18 protein-coding genes and 4 tRNA genes are annotated in these 18,096 nt (G+C 45.4%); 5 read left to right on the top strand and 17 right to left on the bottom strand.

Features of this window, described 5'->3' with window-relative positions; genetic code table 11:
• Positions 1-76: 76 nt before the first annotated feature.
• From rpoB to PKOR_RS08380, 13 genes are all read right to left on the bottom strand, one after another.
• Positions 77-3,949 carry a DNA-directed RNA polymerase subunit beta gene (gene rpoB / locus PKOR_RS08440; RefSeq protein WP_046310165.1) on the bottom strand — a complete coding sequence of 1,291 codons (3,873 nt, stop codon included), beginning with the start codon at positions 3,947-3,949 and terminating at the stop codon, positions 77-79.
• Positions 3,950-4,109: 160 nt separating this feature from the next.
• A complete protein-coding gene (gene rplL / locus PKOR_RS08435; protein ID WP_046310164.1) occupies positions 4,110-4,490 on the bottom strand; it encodes a 50S ribosomal protein L7/L12 in 381 nt (126 codons plus the stop codon).
• A gap of 42 nt (positions 4,491-4,532) precedes the next feature.
• Positions 4,533-5,057 carry a 50S ribosomal protein L10 gene (gene rplJ / locus PKOR_RS08430; protein WP_046310163.1) on the bottom strand — a complete coding sequence of 175 codons (525 nt, stop codon included), beginning with the start codon at positions 5,055-5,057 and terminating at the stop codon, positions 4,533-4,535.
• A 4-nt stretch (positions 5,058-5,061) separates the two neighbouring features.
• Complete coding sequence (gene rplA, locus PKOR_RS08425; protein ID WP_046310162.1) at positions 5,062-5,754, bottom strand: 50S ribosomal protein L1; 693 nt, start codon at positions 5,752-5,754, stop codon at positions 5,062-5,064.
• A gap of 14 nt (positions 5,755-5,768) precedes the next feature.
• On the bottom strand, positions 5,769-6,212 hold the full coding sequence (rplK, locus tag PKOR_RS08420; RefSeq protein WP_046310161.1) for a 50S ribosomal protein L11: 444 nt from the start codon (positions 6,210-6,212) through the stop codon (positions 5,769-5,771).
• A 12-nt stretch (positions 6,213-6,224) separates the two neighbouring features.
• Positions 6,225-6,782: a transcription termination/antitermination protein NusG gene (nusG, locus tag PKOR_RS08415; RefSeq protein ID WP_046310160.1), complete on the bottom strand. Its 558-nt coding sequence runs from the start codon at positions 6,780-6,782 to the stop codon at positions 6,225-6,227.
• A gap of 11 nt (positions 6,783-6,793) precedes the next feature.
• Positions 6,794-6,985, bottom strand: a complete 192-nt coding sequence (gene secE, locus PKOR_RS08410; RefSeq protein ID WP_046314258.1) for a preprotein translocase subunit SecE — start codon at positions 6,983-6,985, stop codon at positions 6,794-6,796.
• 30 nt (positions 6,986-7,015) lie between these two features.
• Positions 7,016-7,088: transfer RNA gene (locus tag PKOR_RS08405), tRNA-Trp, on the bottom strand.
• A gap of 108 nt (positions 7,089-7,196) precedes the next feature.
• Positions 7,197-8,384: an elongation factor Tu gene (tuf, locus tag PKOR_RS08400; RefSeq protein ID WP_046310159.1), complete on the bottom strand. Its 1,188-nt coding sequence runs from the start codon at positions 8,382-8,384 to the stop codon at positions 7,197-7,199.
• A 73-nt stretch (positions 8,385-8,457) separates the two neighbouring features.
• A tRNA-Thr gene (locus tag PKOR_RS08395) sits at positions 8,458-8,529 on the bottom strand.
• Between the two features lie 103 nt (positions 8,530-8,632).
• A tRNA-Gly gene (locus tag PKOR_RS08390) sits at positions 8,633-8,705 on the bottom strand.
• Positions 8,706-8,782: 77 nt separating this feature from the next.
• Positions 8,783-8,865: transfer RNA gene (locus PKOR_RS08385), tRNA-Tyr, on the bottom strand.
• A gap of 150 nt (positions 8,866-9,015) precedes the next feature.
• On the bottom strand, positions 9,016-11,571 hold the full coding sequence (locus PKOR_RS08380; protein ID WP_046310158.1) for a M1 family aminopeptidase: 2,556 nt from the start codon (positions 11,569-11,571) through the stop codon (positions 9,016-9,018).
• A gap of 85 nt (positions 11,572-11,656) precedes the next feature.
• Here PKOR_RS08380 and PKOR_RS08375 point away from each other — a divergent pair, with 85 nt between their 5' ends.
• The 3 genes from PKOR_RS08375 to frr all read left to right on the top strand — a co-directional run bounded on the left by PKOR_RS08375 (position 11,657) and on the right by frr (position 13,629).
• Positions 11,657-12,157: an acyl-CoA carboxylase biotin carboxyl carrier protein subunit gene (locus PKOR_RS08375; protein WP_046310157.1), complete on the top strand. Its 501-nt coding sequence runs from the start codon at positions 11,657-11,659 to the stop codon at positions 12,155-12,157.
• 80 nt (positions 12,158-12,237) lie between these two features.
• Complete coding sequence (pyrH, locus tag PKOR_RS08370) at positions 12,238-13,014, top strand: UMP kinase (protein ID WP_046310156.1); 777 nt, start codon at positions 12,238-12,240, stop codon at positions 13,012-13,014.
• Positions 13,015-13,065: 51 nt separating this feature from the next.
• Positions 13,066-13,629, top strand: a complete 564-nt coding sequence (gene frr, locus PKOR_RS08365; RefSeq protein ID WP_046310155.1) for a ribosome recycling factor — start codon at positions 13,066-13,068, stop codon at positions 13,627-13,629.
• Positions 13,630-13,776: 147 nt separating this feature from the next.
• On the opposite strand, the gene nadD is transcribed toward frr, so the two are convergent.
• Genes nadD through PKOR_RS08345 form a run of 4 tightly spaced genes read right to left on the bottom strand, consistent with a single transcriptional unit; the run spans position 13,777 to position 15,839 of the window.
• Positions 13,777-14,349 carry a nicotinate (nicotinamide) nucleotide adenylyltransferase gene (gene nadD / locus PKOR_RS08360; RefSeq protein ID WP_046310154.1) on the bottom strand — a complete coding sequence of 191 codons (573 nt, stop codon included), beginning with the start codon at positions 14,347-14,349 and terminating at the stop codon, positions 13,777-13,779.
• The gene (gene gmk, locus PKOR_RS08355; RefSeq protein WP_046310153.1) at positions 14,346-14,930 is read right to left on the bottom strand and encodes a guanylate kinase; all 585 of its coding nucleotides are present in this window, start codon (positions 14,928-14,930) and stop codon (positions 14,346-14,348) included. Before gmk ends, nadD begins: the two co-directional genes overlap by 4 nt.
• 6 nt (positions 14,931-14,936) lie before the next feature.
• Positions 14,937-15,218: a zf-HC2 domain-containing protein gene (locus PKOR_RS08350; protein ID WP_046310152.1), complete on the bottom strand. Its 282-nt coding sequence runs from the start codon at positions 15,216-15,218 to the stop codon at positions 14,937-14,939.
• Positions 15,219-15,245: 27 nt separating this feature from the next.
• Positions 15,246-15,839 (bottom strand): sigma-70 family RNA polymerase sigma factor, encoded by a 594-nt coding sequence (locus PKOR_RS08345; protein ID WP_046310151.1) that lies wholly within the window; start codon positions 15,837-15,839, stop codon positions 15,246-15,248.
• Between the two features lie 313 nt (positions 15,840-16,152).
• On the opposite strand from PKOR_RS08345, the gene PKOR_RS08340 reads away from it, so the two are divergent.
• Positions 16,153-16,893, top strand: coding sequence for a class I SAM-dependent methyltransferase (locus PKOR_RS08340; protein ID WP_046310150.1), 741 nt, complete (start codon positions 16,153-16,155; stop codon positions 16,891-16,893).
• Positions 16,894-17,001: 108 nt separating this feature from the next.
• The gene (locus tag PKOR_RS08335; protein ID WP_046310149.1) at positions 17,002-18,096 is read left to right on the top strand and encodes a glycosyltransferase; all 1,095 of its coding nucleotides are present in this window, start codon (positions 17,002-17,004) and stop codon (positions 18,094-18,096) included.

Genomic DNA, 18,096 nt, shown 5'->3' with positions numbered 1-18,096 from the left:
AATATGCGTTACAGCTTAACCAGTATAAGTATGCAAAGCGCCTCGGCTATTGCCTCGGCGCTTTGCTTTATACTTCTTATTCCAACGTAATCTCCAGTGCCAATCCTCTTAATTCGTGAATCAATACATTGAATGATTCAGGGATATTTGGCTTAGGCAGTACGTCGCCTTTCACGATTGACTCGTAGGCTTTCGCACGACCAATCACGTCGTCTGATTTTACTGTAAGTATCTCTTGCAGCACGTTTGAAGCACCGAAGGCCTCAAGTGCCCACACCTCCATCTCACCGAAACGCTGACCACCGAACTGGGCTTTACCACCAAGTGGCTGCTGTGTGATAAGAGAGTATGGACCAATTGAACGTGCGTGCATTTTATCGTCAACCAAGTGACCTAGTTTCAGCATGTAAATCACACCTACTGTTACTGGTTGATCGAAACGATCTCCTGAAAGACCATCATACAGGTAAGTACGGCCAAAGCTTGGAAGACCTGCTTCTGCCAACTCCGCCTGAACCTGCTCCTCTGTAGCACCGTCGAAAATAGGTGTTGCATATCTTCTACCTAACTTCAGACCAGCCCATCCTAGTACAGTCTCATAGATCTGACCGATGTTCATTCGAGAAGGTACACCAAGTGGGTTCAGAACGATGTCCATTGGAGTTCCATCTTCTAGGAACGGCATGTCCTCCTCACGAACGATACGCGCTACCACACCCTTGTTACCGTGACGGCCCGCCATCTTGTCACCTACTTTCAGCTTACGCTTCTTAGCGATGTATACTTTGGCAAGCTGTACAATACCTGCTGGTAACTCATCTCCTACTTCCAGTGTAAATCTCTCACGCTTGAAGTGCGCGGAAACGATGTTACGGCGCTTATTATAGTTCTTAACAAGCTCCACCAGCATGCTGTTGGCTTTCTCGTCAGTTGTCCAGTTTTCCAGAATCAGGTCTTTGAACATGTTCACCTCCTCTGGCACCGCATAGTTGCTCTCGTCTTTGTAAGGGTTCTTCTCTGGGAACAGAGCCTCTACAATGTTTTTGCGAGAGAACTTAACACCTTTCGTTAATATCTCGTCACCAAACTTATGTCGGATACCTTGTGAAGTCTTGCCATCCAGCAATTCTACCAGTTTATCCACCATCACATTTTTGATGGCTGTTAGCTCCTTAGAATATTTTACCTTCAGCTCCTCTACTTCTTTCTTAGATTTTGCACGAAGGTTTTTATCTTTCTTAGGACGAGAGAATAGTTTTGTGTCAATTACTACACCATTCAGTGATGGCGGCGCCTTAAGCGATGCATCCTTCACATCACCAGCCTTATCACCAAAGATGGCACGTAGCAGTTTTTCCTCTGGAGTTGGATCTGTCTCACCTTTCGGTGTGATCTTACCGATCAGGATATCTCCTTCACGTACTTCAGCTCCGATGCGTATGATACCGTTCTCATCCAGGTTGCGTACAGCTTCCTCGCTTACGTTCGGAATTTCTGAAGTCAGTTCTTCCTCACCACGTTTTGTCTCACGAACCTCTAGTTCAAATTCCTCGATGTGAATAGAAGTGAATATATCATCACGTACTACCTTTTCAGAAATTACAATCGCATCCTCAAAGTTGTATCCTTGCCAAGGCATGAACGCCACTTGCATGTTTCTACCAATAGCTAGTTCGCCATCGTTAGTAGCATATCCTTCGCACAGTGGCTCCCCTTTAGTTACACGCTGACCTTTCTTCACAATCGGAGTCAGGTTGATGCAAGTATCCTGGTTAGTTCTTCTGTACTTCACCATGTTGTAAGTCACATACTCTGCATCGAAGGAAACAAGCTTTGCCTCATCTGACAGATCGTACTTAACAACAATTTTCTTCGCGTCAACAAAGTCAATCACACCATCACCCTCCGCAATTACTAATGCTCTAGAGTCGATAGCAGCTCTTCTTTCCAGACCTGTACCTACGATTGGAGCTTCTGGCTTCAGAAGCGGTACTGCCTGGCGTTGCATGTTTGAACCCATCAGGGCACGGTTAGCGTCATCATGCTCCAGGAATGGAATCAATGAAGCCGCAACCGATACAATCTGGTTCGGAGCAACGTCCATATAAGTATATGTTGTTGGTGCTTCAACCGGGAAGTCACCCTCAAAACGTCCTTTTACAGTTGGATTAACAAAGTTACCTCCCTCATCAATCACTGCATTTGCCTGTGCGATGTGGTGGGTATCTTCTTCCTCAGCAGTCAAATACTCTACAGAGCCATCTACCACTACCTGACCTTCAATTACCTTTCTGTAAGGTGTCTCGATAAAGCCCATGTGGTTCACGCGAGCGTGTACACACAGAGAAGAAATAAGACCAATGTTTGGACCTTCTGGTGTCTCGATAGTACACAGACGGCCATAGTGCGTATAGTGAACGTCACGTACCTCGAAACCTGCACGCTCTCTTGAAAGACCACCTGGTCCCAGTGCTGATACACGACGCTTATGGGTCACTTCAGCCAGAGGGTTAGTTTGGTCCATGAACTGTGAAAGCTGGTTTGTACCGAAGAACGAGTTGATAACTGAAGACAGTGTACGCGCGTTGATCAGGTCAACTGGCTTAAAATCTTCGTTATCGCGCACGTTCATACGCTCTTTGATGGTACGTGCCATACGGGCAAGACCAACTCCAAACTGTGCATAAAGCTGCTCACCAACCGTTCTTACACGGCGGTTGCTCAAGTGGTCAATATCATCCACCACAGCTTTAGAGTTAATCAAACCGATCAGATACTTTACAATCAGAACGATGTCTTCGTTTGTAAGTACTTTTGCGTCCCAGTTCGTATCAAGCCCAAGTTTCTTATTGATTCTATAGCGGCCTACTTCACCCAGGTCATAACGCTTGTCAGAGAAGAACAGCTTCTGAATAATATCACGAGCTGTCTCCTCATCAGGAGCCTCTGTGTTACGCAGCTGACGGTAAATTTGCTCTACCGCTTCTTTCTCTGAGTTAGAGTTATCTTTCTGAAGCGTATTGTAGATAATAGCGTAATCTGCAATGTTAACATTCTCACGGTGTAGGATGATAGACTGAACACCTGAGTCTAGAATAACATCTATATCTTCTGGAGTGATTTCAGAGTCACGCTCTAAAAGCACTTCATTACGGTCGATCGATACTACCTCGCCTGTATCTTCATCAACAAAGTCCTCAGTCCATGTTCTTAGAACACGTGCAGCCAGTCTGCGGCCAATTGAGTTCTTCAGTGTGTTTCTATCAGCAGGTACTTCCTCAGAAAGGCCGAACAGGTCCAGGATATCTTTATCTGTACCGTAACCAATAGCACGTAGAAGTGTTGTTACAGGGAATTTTTTCTTACGGTCGATGTAGGCATACATCACGTTGTTCACGTCTGTAGCAAACTCAACCCAAGATCCTTTGAAAGGAATAATTCTGGCAGAATATAGCTTTGTTCCGTTTGTGTGCTTGCTTTGCGCAAAGAACACTCCTGGTGAACGGTGCAACTGAGATACAATAACACGCTCAGCTCCATTGATCACAAAGGAGCCTTTTTCGGTCATGTATGGAATGTTGCCTAAGAATACCTCCTGCTCAATTGTTTCAAAATCCTCGTTATCCTCATCGTTACAGATAAGGCGAAGTTTTGCTTTAAGCGGAACAGAATAGGTAAGGCCCCTGTCAATGCTTTCATCAACAGAGTATTTTGGAGGATCTATATGGTAATCGATAAACTCCAGTACGAAGTTTTCGCGTGAATCTGAAATAGGAAAGTTCTCGGCAAACACCTTGAACAACCCCTCCTGCGCTCTGTTCTCAGCTGGGGTTTCCAACTGAAAGAAGTCCTGGAACGACTTAACCTGAACATCTAAGAAGTCAGGATAGTCAATTACCGGCTTTATAGAGGCAAAATTGATTCTTTCTGTCGTTTTATTCTTAGCCAAAGCCTTGGAATTTTACGTTTATAATCATTTAATAGCACACAGAGTCCAAAACAGCTGTGGGCAAAAAAAAGATCCAATTATCTTGAATCTGTATACAAACAGGAAAAGACCTGACGAAAATGCCAGGTCTACCTGTTCTCAGTATGTTGATAAAGTGAGATTATTTAACCTCCACTTCAGCACCAGCTTCTTCCAAAGATTTCTTCAGTGACTCAGCCTCATCCTTAGCAACACCTTCTTTCAGAGCTTTAGGAGCGCTATCTACTACTTCTTTAGCTTCTTTCAGACCAAGGCCAGTAAGCTCTTTTACAAGCTTAACAACTGCTAGTTTCTGAGCACCAGCTGATTTAAGGATTACGTCAAAAGAAGTTTTTTCTTCTGCAGCAGCTCCTCCTTCAGCAGCACCACCACCGGCAACCATCACTGGAGCAGCAGCAGCAGGCTCGATGCCATACTCATCCTTAAGAATAGTAGCTAGTTCGTTAACTTCTTTAACAGTCAAGTTTACTAACTGCTCAGCGAATGCTTTCAAATCTGCCATTTTTATAGAAATTAAAAGTTACTTATTGATTACGTTTTTAAATTATTCTTTTTCTGATAAAGTTTTCAAGATACCCGCCAGCTTACCGCCACTGCTTTGAAGTGCAGAAACAACATTCTTAGCAGGTGACTGAAGAAGACCAATGATTTCGCCAATAAGCTCGTCTTTAGACTTGATCTCTGCAAGAGTTTTAAGCTGCTCTTCGCCAATGAAAATACCACTGTCGATATAAGCACCTTTAAGCAGAGGGAGCGTATTGCCTTTCTTTCTGAAGTCTTGAATCAGTTTTGCAGGTGCATTGCCTAGCTCTTTCGAGAATAGGATACCGGAAGCGCCCTTTAAAACATCCTCAAGCGCAGAAGTATCAGCTTCTAAAGTATCCAGCGCTTTCTTGATAAGTGTATTTTTGTACACTTTGTATTCGATACCACGATCGAATGCCATTCTTCTGAACGCGTTGATGCCAGCTACAGACATAGTTGAAGCATCAGTAATATAGAAGTAGTTTGTATTAGCTAACTTCTCGCTCAGGTCTTTTACAATTATCTCTTTTTCTTCCCTGGTCATTTTCTTAGATAGTTGCGTTCTTGTCAACGATTACGGCCGGGCTCATTGTGCTAGACAATGTGATGCTCTTGATGTAAGTACCTTTAGCTGAGGAAGGCTTCAAACGGTTAAGCGTCTGAATTACCTCGTGTGCGTTAGCAGCAAGCTGCTCTGCAGAGAAGGAAACTTTACCAACACTTGTGTGGATGATACCGAATTTATCAACTTTGAAGTCAATTTTACCAGCTTTTACCTCTTTAACGGCTTTAGCTACATCCTGAGTTACTGTACCCGACTTAGGGTTTGGCATCAGGTTACGAGGACCTAGGATCCTACCCAGACGACCTACTTTCGCCATAACAGCAGGCATTGTGATAATCACATCCACATCTGTCCAGCCTTTTTCGATTTTCTGGATATAGTCGTCAAGACCTACGTAGTCAGCACCAGCATCTTTCGCTTCCTGCTCTTTGTCAGGAGTAACCAAAGCAAGTACCTTTACTTCTTTACCAGTTCCGTGAGGCAGTGTTACGATACCACGCACCATCTGATCGGCTTTGCGTGGATCTACGCCCAAACGTACATCAATATCAACAGAGGCATCAAACTTTGTGAAGGTAATGTCCTTTACAACTGAAGCGGCATCTGTTAAAGAATACTCTTTTGCTAGATCGGCTTTAGCTAAAGCCGCTTTTCTATTTTTCGAAATCTTCGCCATTTTCCTTCAACTTGTTATTCGTTCCACGGAGCAGTACCAGACACTGTGATACCCATGCTTCTCGCTGTACCTGCTACCATTTTCATGGCTGACTCCAGTTTGAAAGCATTCAAATCAGGCATCTTCGTCTCGGCTATCTCTCTAACTTGATCCCATGTTACAGAACCTACCTTGTTACGGTTTGGTTCTTTAGATCCGACTTTGATTTTAGCCGCATCCATCAGCAACACTGGAGCAGGTGGAGTTTTAACAACGAAGTCAAAAGACTTGTCTGCGTAAATTGTAATCAAAACTGGTAACACCTGGCCAGCCTTCTCCTGGGTTCTAGCATTAAACTGCTTACAGAACTCCATGATGTTAAGACCTTTTGAACCAAGTGCAGGTCCAACCGGTGGCGATGGATTCGCGGCACCTCCCTTTATCTGAAGTTTCAGATAACCTTTTATTTCCTTTGCCATTATATGTATTTACTACGATTCTTTTTCTACCTGCATGTAGTTCAACTCAACTGGTGTGTTTCTACCAAAGATCTTCACCATTACATTGAGTTTCTTACGCTCTTCGAATACTTCCTCCACTGTTCCAGAGAAACCGCTGAATGGACCATCCATTACTTTCACAATTTCTCCCACTACAAATGGAGTATCCAACACTTCTGCTTGCTCCTCTGCCTCGTCTACAGTACCCAGTATTCTGTTTACTTCTGACTGCCTCAAAGGAACCGGCTTTTTACTTGCAGAACCTTCATCCGAACCAAGGAATCCAATTACTCCTGGTGTACTGATGATAATGTGCTCTGCTTCACCGTGAGAAAGATCTGCATGAACCAACACATAACCTGGAAAGAAGCTACGCTCTCTGATTCTTTTTTTACCTCCACGCATCTCGTAAACCTTCTCCGCCGGAATTAACACCTGCGGAACATATTCACCAAGACCGTGTCGCATTATCTCATTCTCCAGGTAAGCCTTAGCTTTTTTCTCCTGTCCACTAACAGCGCGAACTACATACCACTTTAAATCAGCCATGTATCTCTAATCTAAAACTGGTTGTAAAACCATGTAAGCACAGTGTCGAACCCGAAGTCCATAGCACCTACCACTAAAGCAAATATCAAAGAACCTATCAACACCAGCACAGAATTGTTTTGCAACTCTGAGTATGTTGGCCAGGAGACCTTATCCTTCATCTCCTCGACTGTGTCGTTCATATAAGTTCTAATGTTGCTCATCGCTTCGCTTTCCAGATAGTGAAAAATTTGCACGGGTGGAGAGACTCGAACTCCCAGCCAATGGTTTTGGAGACCACTACTCTACCAATTGAGCTACACCCGTAAAAAAATGCACGCCAATTTTGAATTGGAGTGCAAATTTATCCATAAGTTTTATGAAAACAAACCCGTTCTTAAAAAATCTTTCCAAGAACGGGTTTGAAACATATTATTAGTCAAGAATTTCAGTTACCTGACCGGCACCTACAGTTCTACCACCCTCACGGATCGCAAAACGTAGACCTTTCTCCATCGCTACAGCGTTGATCAGGTTCACCTCGATAGTGATGTTATCACCAGGCATAACCATTTCTACGCCTTCTGGCAGCATGATCTCACCAGTAACGTCTGTGGTTCTGAAGTAGAACTGTGGACGGTACTTGTTAAAGAATGGAGTGTGACGGCCACCTTCTTCTTTAGAAAGAACGTAAACCTCTGCTTTGAATTTAGTGTGAGGCTTAACTGAACCTGGCTTACAGATAACCATACCACGACGGATATCAGTTTTCTCAATACCACGAAGAAGTAGACCTACGTTGTCACCAGCTTCACCTCTGTCAAGGATCTTACGGAACATTTCCACACCAGTAACTGTAGACTTCAGGTTCTCAGCACCCATACCCAGGATCTCAACAGGATCACCAGAGTTGATTACACCACGCTCGATACGGCCAGTAGCAACTGTACCACGACCAGTGATAGAGAACACGTCCTCAACTGGCATCAAGAATGGAAGGTCAACTAGACGCTCTGGAAGTGGAATCCAAGTATCAACAGCGTTCATCAACTCTTCGATAGTAGCAACCCACTTCGGATCACCGTTCAGACCACCAAGAGCAGAACCTTGGATTACTGGAATATTATCACCGTCGAAGTCGTAGAAAGAAAGCAGCTCACGGATTTCCATCTCAACAAGCTCAAGAAGCTCTGGGTCATCAACCATGTCCACTTTGTTCATGAACACTACAAGCTGAGGTACACCTACCTGACGAGCAAGAAGGATGTGCTCACGAGTCTGTGGCATTGGACCGTCAGTAGCAGCAACCACTAGGATTGCACCGTCCATCTGAGCAGCACCAGTAACCATGTTCTTCACATAGTCAGCGTGACCTGGGCAGTCAACGTGTGCATAGTGGCGGTTTTCAGTAGCATATTCTACGTGAGAAGTATTGATAGTAATACCTCTTTCTTTTTCTTCAGGAGCGTTATCAATTGAAGAGAAGTCACGCAGTGCAGCAAGACCTTTGTTAGCCAACACTGTAGTGATAGCTGCAGTCAAAGTAGTTTTGCCGTGGTCAACGTGACCAATAGTACCGATATTTACGTGCGGTTTGGAACGGTCAAATGTTTCTTTAGCCATTGTATGATATTAAATTAAGGTTAAAACGTTTAAGTTTATGTCGCGCTTTTAAATATACACGTAACGGACTGTGAGCCAACGATGGGAATTGAACCCACGACCCCTTCCTTACCAAGGAAGTACTCTACCCCTGAGCTACGTCGGCTTTTATCCACCAGGAACCTAAACCCTATTTACACTAAAAAGGAAGCTCATCTGCATGAATTTCCTTCTCCAGTCCTTGTAGCAAATATATTCCTGACTTAAAGAGCGGGAGACGAGGGTCGAACTCGCGGCCTATAGCTTGGAAGGCTATCGCTCTACCAACTGAGCTACTCCCGCTTTTATACTTAAAAATCGAAAGCCTGAACCTTAAAAGAAAAACTCTTAAATCAGCTCAAACACTTAACAATAAACTGTGGGGAGAGCAGGATTCGAACCTGCGAAGTCGTAAGACAACGGAGTTACAGTCCGTCCCATTTGGCCGCTCTGGAATCTCCCCGAAGCTAATTCTAATCAAATCAGCAGAACTTTTCCCTTATACTTTCACTGCTTGCACCGTGTTCTTCGTTCTAAGGAGATGCAAAATTAAGCGCTTTTTGTTTCAAGTCAAATATTCACGCAAAATTTTATCACTTTTTTTTCTGAGCCCTTACCGGCCATACATCTCCAGCAGCCTCTCATCCTTCTCTTTTTCCCTAATCTGCTGCAGTATTTGCTGCACTTCCGGCCTCTCCGACATAACCATAAGAGCCTGATAAGCAGAAGCTCTCACGTAGTACAAACGATGGTTTTGCGCTATATCTGCCAGCATAGCAATTGCCTCTGGTGTGTTGGTTTGGCTGTTACTTGCCAAGTATGCGCCTAGGCTCTGCAACAGGTAATAAAGTTCGCTACCGTTTGCAGATTTAACCTTTTTCATAAACCAATCATACTTTTCAGGACCTGCTTGCACCGCGTAGATAGTAGCCAATGCCAGTACTATCTCCTCGTTACTCTCCTTCTCAAACTGTGTAAGCTTCTGTTTCGCATCCGGAGCACCTGTGCCAGCATAAGCTAATACAGCTGCGGCTGAAGCCTGGTACGAACTATCGTTCATGGCTTGATCGAACAATGACTGGTATTTGCTGCCGCCCCAGCCTGCTAAGGCAAGTATAGCATCGGCTCGCACGGCTCCCTTTTTATCCTGTGTAGCCATTCTCTTGATGATAGGCTCTACAGAGGAGGCCTGTCCTTCTTTTAGCTGGCTCAATACATTGATGGCCGCACTACGCACTGCCCAATAATCATCCTGCAATGCCTTCTGATACATCGCCATGACCTCTGGCTTCTCTACTTGCTCCTGCAGTTCTGACAGGGCCTGCAGTTTAAGCGCTAAATGCTCAGCATTACGAAACTGGAACAGCAGTTCTTCTTCGTTTTTTTCATGCTCTACTACCGCCAGCAATCGCTGATCTGCATCAAAGAGCACAAGCTGCGGTTGCGATGCTACATTAAAGGTAAAAACCTGCTCTGCCTCATCTATAACTATTGGGTATACCTGCTTTTTGCCATCTGCCCATACTGCAACCTCTAGCGGAAGACGGTAAACCGGGGCATATGCTGTATCCTGCGTTTGCTGAACATGTAGCTGCAGTTTACCATTTTCATAGCTATCGACTACTTTCAGCTCCGGGTGGCCGGCCTGCATAAACCATTGGTTAAAAAACCACATGAGGTCTTTCCCTGTCACGTCTTCGAAGGCCATCCGCAGCTCAGCCACCTCTACATCAGAAAATTTGTTGCGCGTCAAGTATAAATTAAGCGAAGCCCACCAGGCATCGTCTCCTACCAACTTGCGCAACATATGCAGCACTCTTCCACCTTTAGCATAGGAGTGGCTGTCGAACATATCTTCCCGATCCTTATAGTGGAAGCGGATAAGCGGCTCTCGTTTTGTCTCTGCCTCATCCAAATACTGACTCAGCTCATCCAGGTGCAGGTAAGCGGCCTCATCAGCGCCATACTTATGTTCTGCCCAAAGGTACTCTGAGTAGTTTGCAAAGGCTTCGTTTAGTGGCAGGTTTGCCCAGGATTCGGTGGTTACATAATCCCCAAACCACTGGTGGAATAGCTCATGTGCAATAATCCCGTCCCAGCTTTTATCCAGCAACTCACGCTCATTCAGCTGCAAGTCTTCCATAAAAGTTGAGGCAGAAGTATTCTCCATTGCTCCCGACACAAAGTCGCGTACTACCACCTGCGAATATTTTGCCCAAGGATAGGTTACGCCAAGCTTCTGCGAGAAGAACTCTAGCATCTGCGGGGTATTGCCAAAGATCTTTTTGGCAGTGTTCTTATACTCTGGCTCCACATAATAATTAACCTCAATATTTCGCCACTTATCTTTCACTACAGCATACTCGCCTATAGCCAACATAGCCAGGTATGGGGCGTGTGGCAGCTCCTGCTTCCAGTAGTCGGTTTTGGTGCCGTCGGCGTTTTGTCGTGAGTACACAAATGCACCGTTGGAGAGCGTGGTGAATTTTGGATCAACGGTAATATAGATATCCTGCGTCATGCGCTCATTTGGAGCATCTATAGTTGGGAACCATGCTGAGCTTGCCTCAGTCTCACCCTGTGTCCAAATCTGCCTTGGTTTATTCGGCTCTGTCCCCAGCGGGTTGATGAAGTACAGCCCCTTATCCTCTGTAATGGCATCGGAGCCACCAGTGGCAAGTTCGTTAGGCTTGGCTGTATAGTTTATCTCAAGCGTGTACTTCTCTTCCCGGGTATATGTCTTGCCCAAGTCTACTGTAAGTTTCTGCCCATCGTATGTATACTTTAGAGGAGTGCCGTCGTACCCCTTCATCATGTGCACGTTATGGATGTCCATTCCTTTGGCGTCCAGCACCAACTGGTTCTGCGGATAGAAGTACGGCTTTAAGGTAAGCTCAGCAACACCATGCAAATATTGCTTTTCCCAATCAAACCTGATGCGCAAAGTTGTATGCAGCAGGTCGTGCACCTTGGTCCGAGAAGGGTTGAACGCATACTTCTTCGGTGCCCAGACTGGAGCAGCATTGGCTGGAGCAGCTGTATCAGCAGCGGCTTGTTGCAGCGGCTCTTTCGCACCTGTTGTATCTAAAACAGTTTTGCTGGTGTTGCAACCACTGGTAAACGCAAAGGCAGCAGCCAGACCAACTATACTCAGAAACTTATGATTCATGCTCAGGAAGTTTTAATTTTGAGGTGAAGTTCTAAAATACTCTAAGAAAACACTAACTTTAAGGTCGAAACTACACGAAAAGAAGATGCTCCAGGTAAAAACCGGTAACGGCAAAACATGGCAGGTTGATATCCAAAAAGATACTATACTTCTAAACAATTCCCCGTTCGACTGGGACATCTCCCCTATCGGGCCTAAAACGTTTCACATCATAAAAGGCGCCCGCTCTTTTACAGCTGAAGTAGTTTCGGCTGATTACCAGCAAAAGACGTTTACGTTTAAAATCAACGGCGCAACTCAAATGGTTAGCGTGAAAGATCGTTTTGACCTTCTACTTGATCAGTTGGGCATGAGCAATGCTAACGCAAACAAAGTAAATGATGTTAAGGCACCAATGCCCGGGCTTATACTTGACGTTAAGGTGCAGCCAGGCCAGGAGGTAAAGAAGGGAGATCCGATTATGATTCTGGAAGCCATGAAGATGGAGAACATCCTAAAATCGCCGGGAGATGGCGTAGTGAAGGAAGTAAAGGTACAGGTAAGGCAGAACGTGGAGAAAAACCAGGTGCTGATCCTTTTCCAGTAGCATTATGTTAGTGTAAGCGGCTGCCACGGTGGCCGCTTTGTTGTGTAAAAAGAATTCATAACCTATACAGATAGTTTACCGTGAAGTATAAACGAATTTTGCTGAAGCTAAGTGGCGAGGCATTGATGGGCGAGCAGCAGTACGGAATCGACTCGAACAGACTGCTACAGTATGCTCAAGAAATTAAAGAGGTTGCCGCCCTTGGAGTGGAAGTAGCCGTGGTAATTGGCGGAGGCAATATTTTCAGAGGTGTGCAGGCTGAGCAAGTAGGCTTAGACCGTGTGCAAGGCGATTATATGGGTATGCTTGCTACTGTAATCAACAGTATGGCATTGCAGAGTGCCCTGGAAAAGCTGGGAGTTTACACGCGCCTACTTTCAGGAATCAACATACAACAGGTATGTGAGCCTTACATCCGCCGCCGTGCTGTGCGCCACCTGGAGAAAGGCCGTGTAGTAATCTTCGGTGCCGGAACTGGCAACCCATACTTTACTACCGATTCTGCCGCTTCGCTGCGTGCCATCGAGATTGAGGCTGATGTAGTACTGAAAGGGACGCGTGTAGACGGCATCTACTCTGCTGACCCGGAGAAAGACCCTAATGCAGTATTCTACTCTAACATATCGTTTAAGGATGTGTTTGAGCAAGGCCTGAATGTAATGGACATGACTGCTTTTACGCTTTGCAAGGAAAATGGCCTGCCAATCATCGTGTTTGATATGAACACCGCTGGCAACCTGAAGCGCCTGGTAGAAGGGGAGCAAGTAGGAACCCTGGTAAGCATGGAGGACCTTGGCGATACGCTAAAAGAGACTGTAGACCAGATTCAGCCAGGCTCTAAAACTGACAGAAAATAAAATTTACTATTTTTGCCCTAAAATATTTCAGAACTCAACAAGTAAACCGATATGACGGAAGAAATTCAGTTTTACCTAAGCGAGGCAGAGGAGTCTATGCAAAAGGCTGTTCAGCATACTGGTAACGAGCTATCTAAAATCAGAGCGGGCAAAGCCTCTCCTGCCATGATCGAGCACCTGCGTGTAGATTATTACGGCACGCCTACTCCGATCTCTCAGGTAGCTAACATTGCCGCGCCAGATGCACGCACCCTGCTTATCAAGCCTTGGGAGAAAAACATGATTGGCGAGATCAACAAAGCCATTAAAAATAGCGACCTGGGCCTGAACCCGCAACAAGAAGCTGATGCTGTGCGCCTGAACATCCCAGCCCTGACTGAGGAGCGTCGCCGTGACCTGGTGAAGCAGGTAAAAGCTGAAACCGAGAATGGCAAGATCAGCATCCGCAACATCCGTAAAGATGTGAACGACTCGCTGAAAAAGCTGCAGAAAGAAGGCACTGCTGAAGATGCTGTTCGTGACGCAGAAGGCAGAGTGCAAAAGCTGACAGATAACTACATCGTTAAGATTGACGAGCTACTTGCTAAGAAAGAAGCCGAAATCATGACAATCTAAGTTCGATACACATAGCACCTATCAAGATACACGACAATAAGAAAGCCCCCTGAAGATAATCTTCAGGGGGCTTTCTTATTGTCGTGTACTGGCCTTATCGAGCCAGTCGTGTTACATGTGTCGTGCTTCGTAAATCACATCAAGAAGCTACTGGTACAGCTTCCGTACTTTGATGTACTCCGCTACCTCATCAGGCACCAGGTACTTTATACTTTTCTCATCCCGAATGCACTGCCGGATAAAAGTGGCAGAGATATCGAGAATAGGCGCCTTCACAAAGGTAACGCTAGGCATGTCTGGCAACTCAGTGGTAACAGAGCCGGAGCGCGGGTACACATATACCTGGTGGTACTCAAGTATGCTCTCGTAGTTCTTCCATTTCGGAAACAGCGGCAGGTTATCCTCCCCCATGATCAGCACAAACTCGTAACTCGGATACTTCTCCTGCAGGTACGTGAGTGTATCTATCGTATAACTTGGCTTAGGCATGCTAAACTCAATGTTCGATACACCTAGGTTTGGGTTATCTGCAATAGCCAGGCTTACCATGTGCAACCGGTCGAACTCGTGCAGCAACGTGTTGCTGGGCTTAAACGGATTCTGCGGAGACACCACCAGCCAAACCGTATCTAGGTCGGTGTTGGTAGCCATGAAGTTTGCAAGTATAAGGTGCCCGACGTGGATGGGGTTAAAGGAGCCGAACAACAGCCCTACCTTCATACGATTGCAGACTCAGTTTTCAGGAAGTTGTTAACTAGTTTCTCGGCTTCGGCGCAGGCTCTGTCAAGGTCATCATTCACGATAACTTTATCGAACTGGTCCTCAAAGCCTAGTTCAAACTTAGCTTTGAATACCCTGCTGCTAATGCTGGAAGCCGAATCGGTATTACGTGCGGTTAGGCGTTTAGCCAATTCATCTATGGACGGCGGCTTTACGAAAACCGCCAATGCTCTGTCTTTGTAAAAATGCTTTATACTTAATCCTCCTTTTACGTCAACGTCGAGTATAACATGCTTGCCGCTTTTCCAAATGCGCTCAATCTCGGATTTCAATGTGCCGTAGAATGCCCCTTCGTATACTTCTTCCCACTCCACAAACTCGTCGTTCGCAATCTTCTTTTTGAACTCTTCGGGGGTGATAAAGTAGTAATCTTTGCCGTTTTCTTCGGTTCGACCGCGCTTATCGCGGGTACAGGCCGAAATGGAGAAGCTTAACTGTGGGTTTACGCTTAACAGGTGCTTTACAATAGTGGTTTTACCGGCGCCAGACGGAGCCGAGAAGATAATAATCTTGCCTTGCATTAGGGGTTATAGTGTTTCTTGAATCTTAGCTTTGATAGAATGCACCAGGCTGTTTGGTACAATCACGCGCTTTAGATGGCCAGTCACCAGCCCTTTTAAGAGCTTTTGCTTCTGATGACTCTCGAAGCAACTGACGCACTCCTCGATGTGCTGGTTAAAGAATAATTGTTCCTCTGTGGAAGCTTCACCATCAATCATCAGGTCCAACATGTCGGACACCTTCCCACAATCTGCCTCTTTAGCCTCATCCGGTGCTTTAGAGTACGCTTCTGTAAATTTTGATTCCATCTTTGCTCAAACTCTTAAATTTCTTCTCTAACTGTTATATCCCATGCTTTTCGCATACTTTTCCAACTTCTCCTTCAAAGAGTTACGGGCTCTGTGCAACCTCGAACGCACGGTTCCTATTGGGATGTCCAGGATTTTGGCCATCTCCTCATAAGTGAAACCTTCCAGATCACACAAAATGATCACTGTTCTAAAGTCTACAGGCAGCGCATTTAAGGCACTAGCCACCTCGTCGCCAATAAGGTCCTGCACACTTTCTGTGCGCATGTCGGTAGTGGTGGCCACTCCGCTCTCACCTTCAACGTCATCGGTGTTGTAATACCCTTCAACCTCGCTGTAGTCAACTTTGGCGGGCTGCTTGCTCTTTTTCCGAAACTCGTTAATGAAGGAGTTCTTCAGGATTCGGAACAGCCATGCTTTTGCATTAGTTCCTTGCTCGAAATAGTCGAAAAAGCGATATGCCTTCAGATAAGTCTCCTGCACCAGATCGTTGGCGTCGTCTTCGTCTAAGGTGAGCCTGTAGGCAAAATTGTATAGGGGGTCCAGCACGGGTAGCAACTCGGCCTCGAACCGTGCGTCCTTTTCCTCCTTACTCAGTTGTTTACCTGTTTGATCGCTCATCTACTTTACTGGATTTTGTACTTTGGTGAAGCCCTCCATCGCGCGTTAGACGCAAATATAGGAATTTTAATTACATACCTTGCTTGCCGCTTAAGGGTTGCATAGCCTCCCTAATCACGACTTAAGGTCTTATACGTAGCATTTATAAAGAAGCACTTTCTTTACCCCTCTAGGCATGAAAATTTCTACAAAATCAATGAAACCCTCTTATAATTAAGCGGAAAGACAGCTTCTTCGGCTTCACTTTTGCACTCATAATAAAGCATTTGCAATTGCTTTATGCTATATTAGTAGCTAACCCAAAACTGACCTTATGAGAAGAAGCTATAAAGGGATTCCTATCAACACCTCTAAAAACACACATGAAGAGGTTTTTACCCTGATACCAGGTAATAAGGATGCTACTATACTAGACATTCCATCTGGGGCCGGTGCCTTTACCCAGCGCTTAAAAGACAACGGCTATAAGAATGTGGTAAGCGTGGACGTGGTAAATAACCTGCAAATAGAACATAAGCAGTTTATCCAGGGCGATATGACGGCGCCCTTACCATTTGAAGATAACTTTTTCGACGTTGTGGTCTGTATAGATGGCATCGAGCACATCAGCAAGCAATTTGACTTTGCCAAGGAGGTAAACCGGGTACTGAAGCCAGGGGGATATTTTATAGTTTCCACTCCCAATATCAGCTCTTTTCACTCCAGGTTCAGGTGGCTTCTAACGGGGCACCACAACAAATGTAAGTCTCCTTTGGATGAGCAAAGACCAAATCCCTCCCACCACATCGCCATGATTTCTTATCCTGAGCTGCGCTACCTCCTGCACTCCAATAACTACAGGATAGATAACATCGCAACCAACCAGGTTAAGCCTGTCTCGTGGTTGTACCTGCCGCTAGTGCCGCTGTCTTACCTTACAACTAAACTCGTGTACAACAAAGAGGAGAAAAATTCGGGGCAATTGGTCCGCAACAAAGAAATTGCTTCTCAGATGCACTCAAAGGAAATCCTGTTTGGAGAGACTATGATTGTGAGGGCACAGAAAGTGGCATAAACTAACCTGCTACACTTGTATGCTTCGGCAAAGTATTATCCCCTACCTTTGTAAGCATTGAAAAGAGTCCTTGAAAAATCAGGGAGAGCACAAAAAACAAACATTGGCATGCGCATACTACATCTGGTTTCGGAAAGAACATGGAGAGGCGGTGAGCAACAAGTTGCTTACCTGATAGAGGAGCTTCAGCAACAAGGTGTAGGCAACTATGTAGTATGCCGAAAAGGGTCGGAATTCCACAACTATTGCCAGCAACGGAACATACCACACGCAGCTCTACCATTTGCGAACGAGTTTGATGTTGTCACTGCTCTAAACGTCAAATCTTACTGTAAGCGAAACAAGATTAACCTGATGCATGTGCACAGCGGCCATGCGCATGCTATCAGTGTACTTTCGCATGCACTTGGAAATACTTTACCTATCATACTTAGCCGCCGCGTAGATTTTCCTGTAAAGAATAATCTGCTCTCGCGCCTGAAGTATAATTACAAAGGTATTAAGCGGGTAATCTGTGTTTCTGATAAAATCAAGGAGGTAGTGTCGCAGAGCCTGGAGCGGCCAGAGCTGTGCGTAACGGTGCACAGTGGAATTGACCTTAGCCGGTTTGCTAACAGCACTAAAACAGGCAAGCTTCACAGGGAGTTTAACTTTCCTCCTTCTACTCCGCTTATAGGCAATATATCTGCCATCGCGCCACATAAAGACTATTATACTTTTGTAGATACTGCCGAGCTTTTGCTGAAACAGCATCCACAGGCAAAATTCTTTATCATAGGAGACGGACCTTTAAGACAAGAGATAGAAGCTTACGTGCAGCAGAAGAACATGCAGCAGCATATCATCTTCACAGGCTTTAGAAAAGATGTACCGGAGATTATGCCTGAGCTGGATGTGATGCTGGTAACCTCAGAAACTGAGGGACTGGGAACAACTATTCTGGATGCCTTTGCCTGTAAAGTACCGGTCGTTGCAACTAGGGCCGGAGGTATACCAGAGATAGTGCGAGACGGAGAAACAGGTTTTTTAGCTCCGGTAAAATCGCCAGCTATACTTGCCGAGAAGGTGCATCAGGTGCTGACCAACGAATCTCTGCGAGACAGTGCGGTTCAGGGTGCTACTAGGCTGCTCCAGGAATTTTCAAAAAAGAACACAGCTCGCCGCACACTGGCTGTTTACAAAGAAGTGCTGCATGAAGTATAG

The organism is Pontibacter korlensis (genome assembly GCF_000973725.1).
GTDB classification, from domain to species: domain Bacteria; phylum Bacteroidota; class Bacteroidia; order Cytophagales; family Hymenobacteraceae; genus Pontibacter; species Pontibacter korlensis.
The sequence above is the reverse complement of the archived record's forward strand: the minus strand, read 5'-3'. Positions and strand labels throughout refer to the sequence as shown.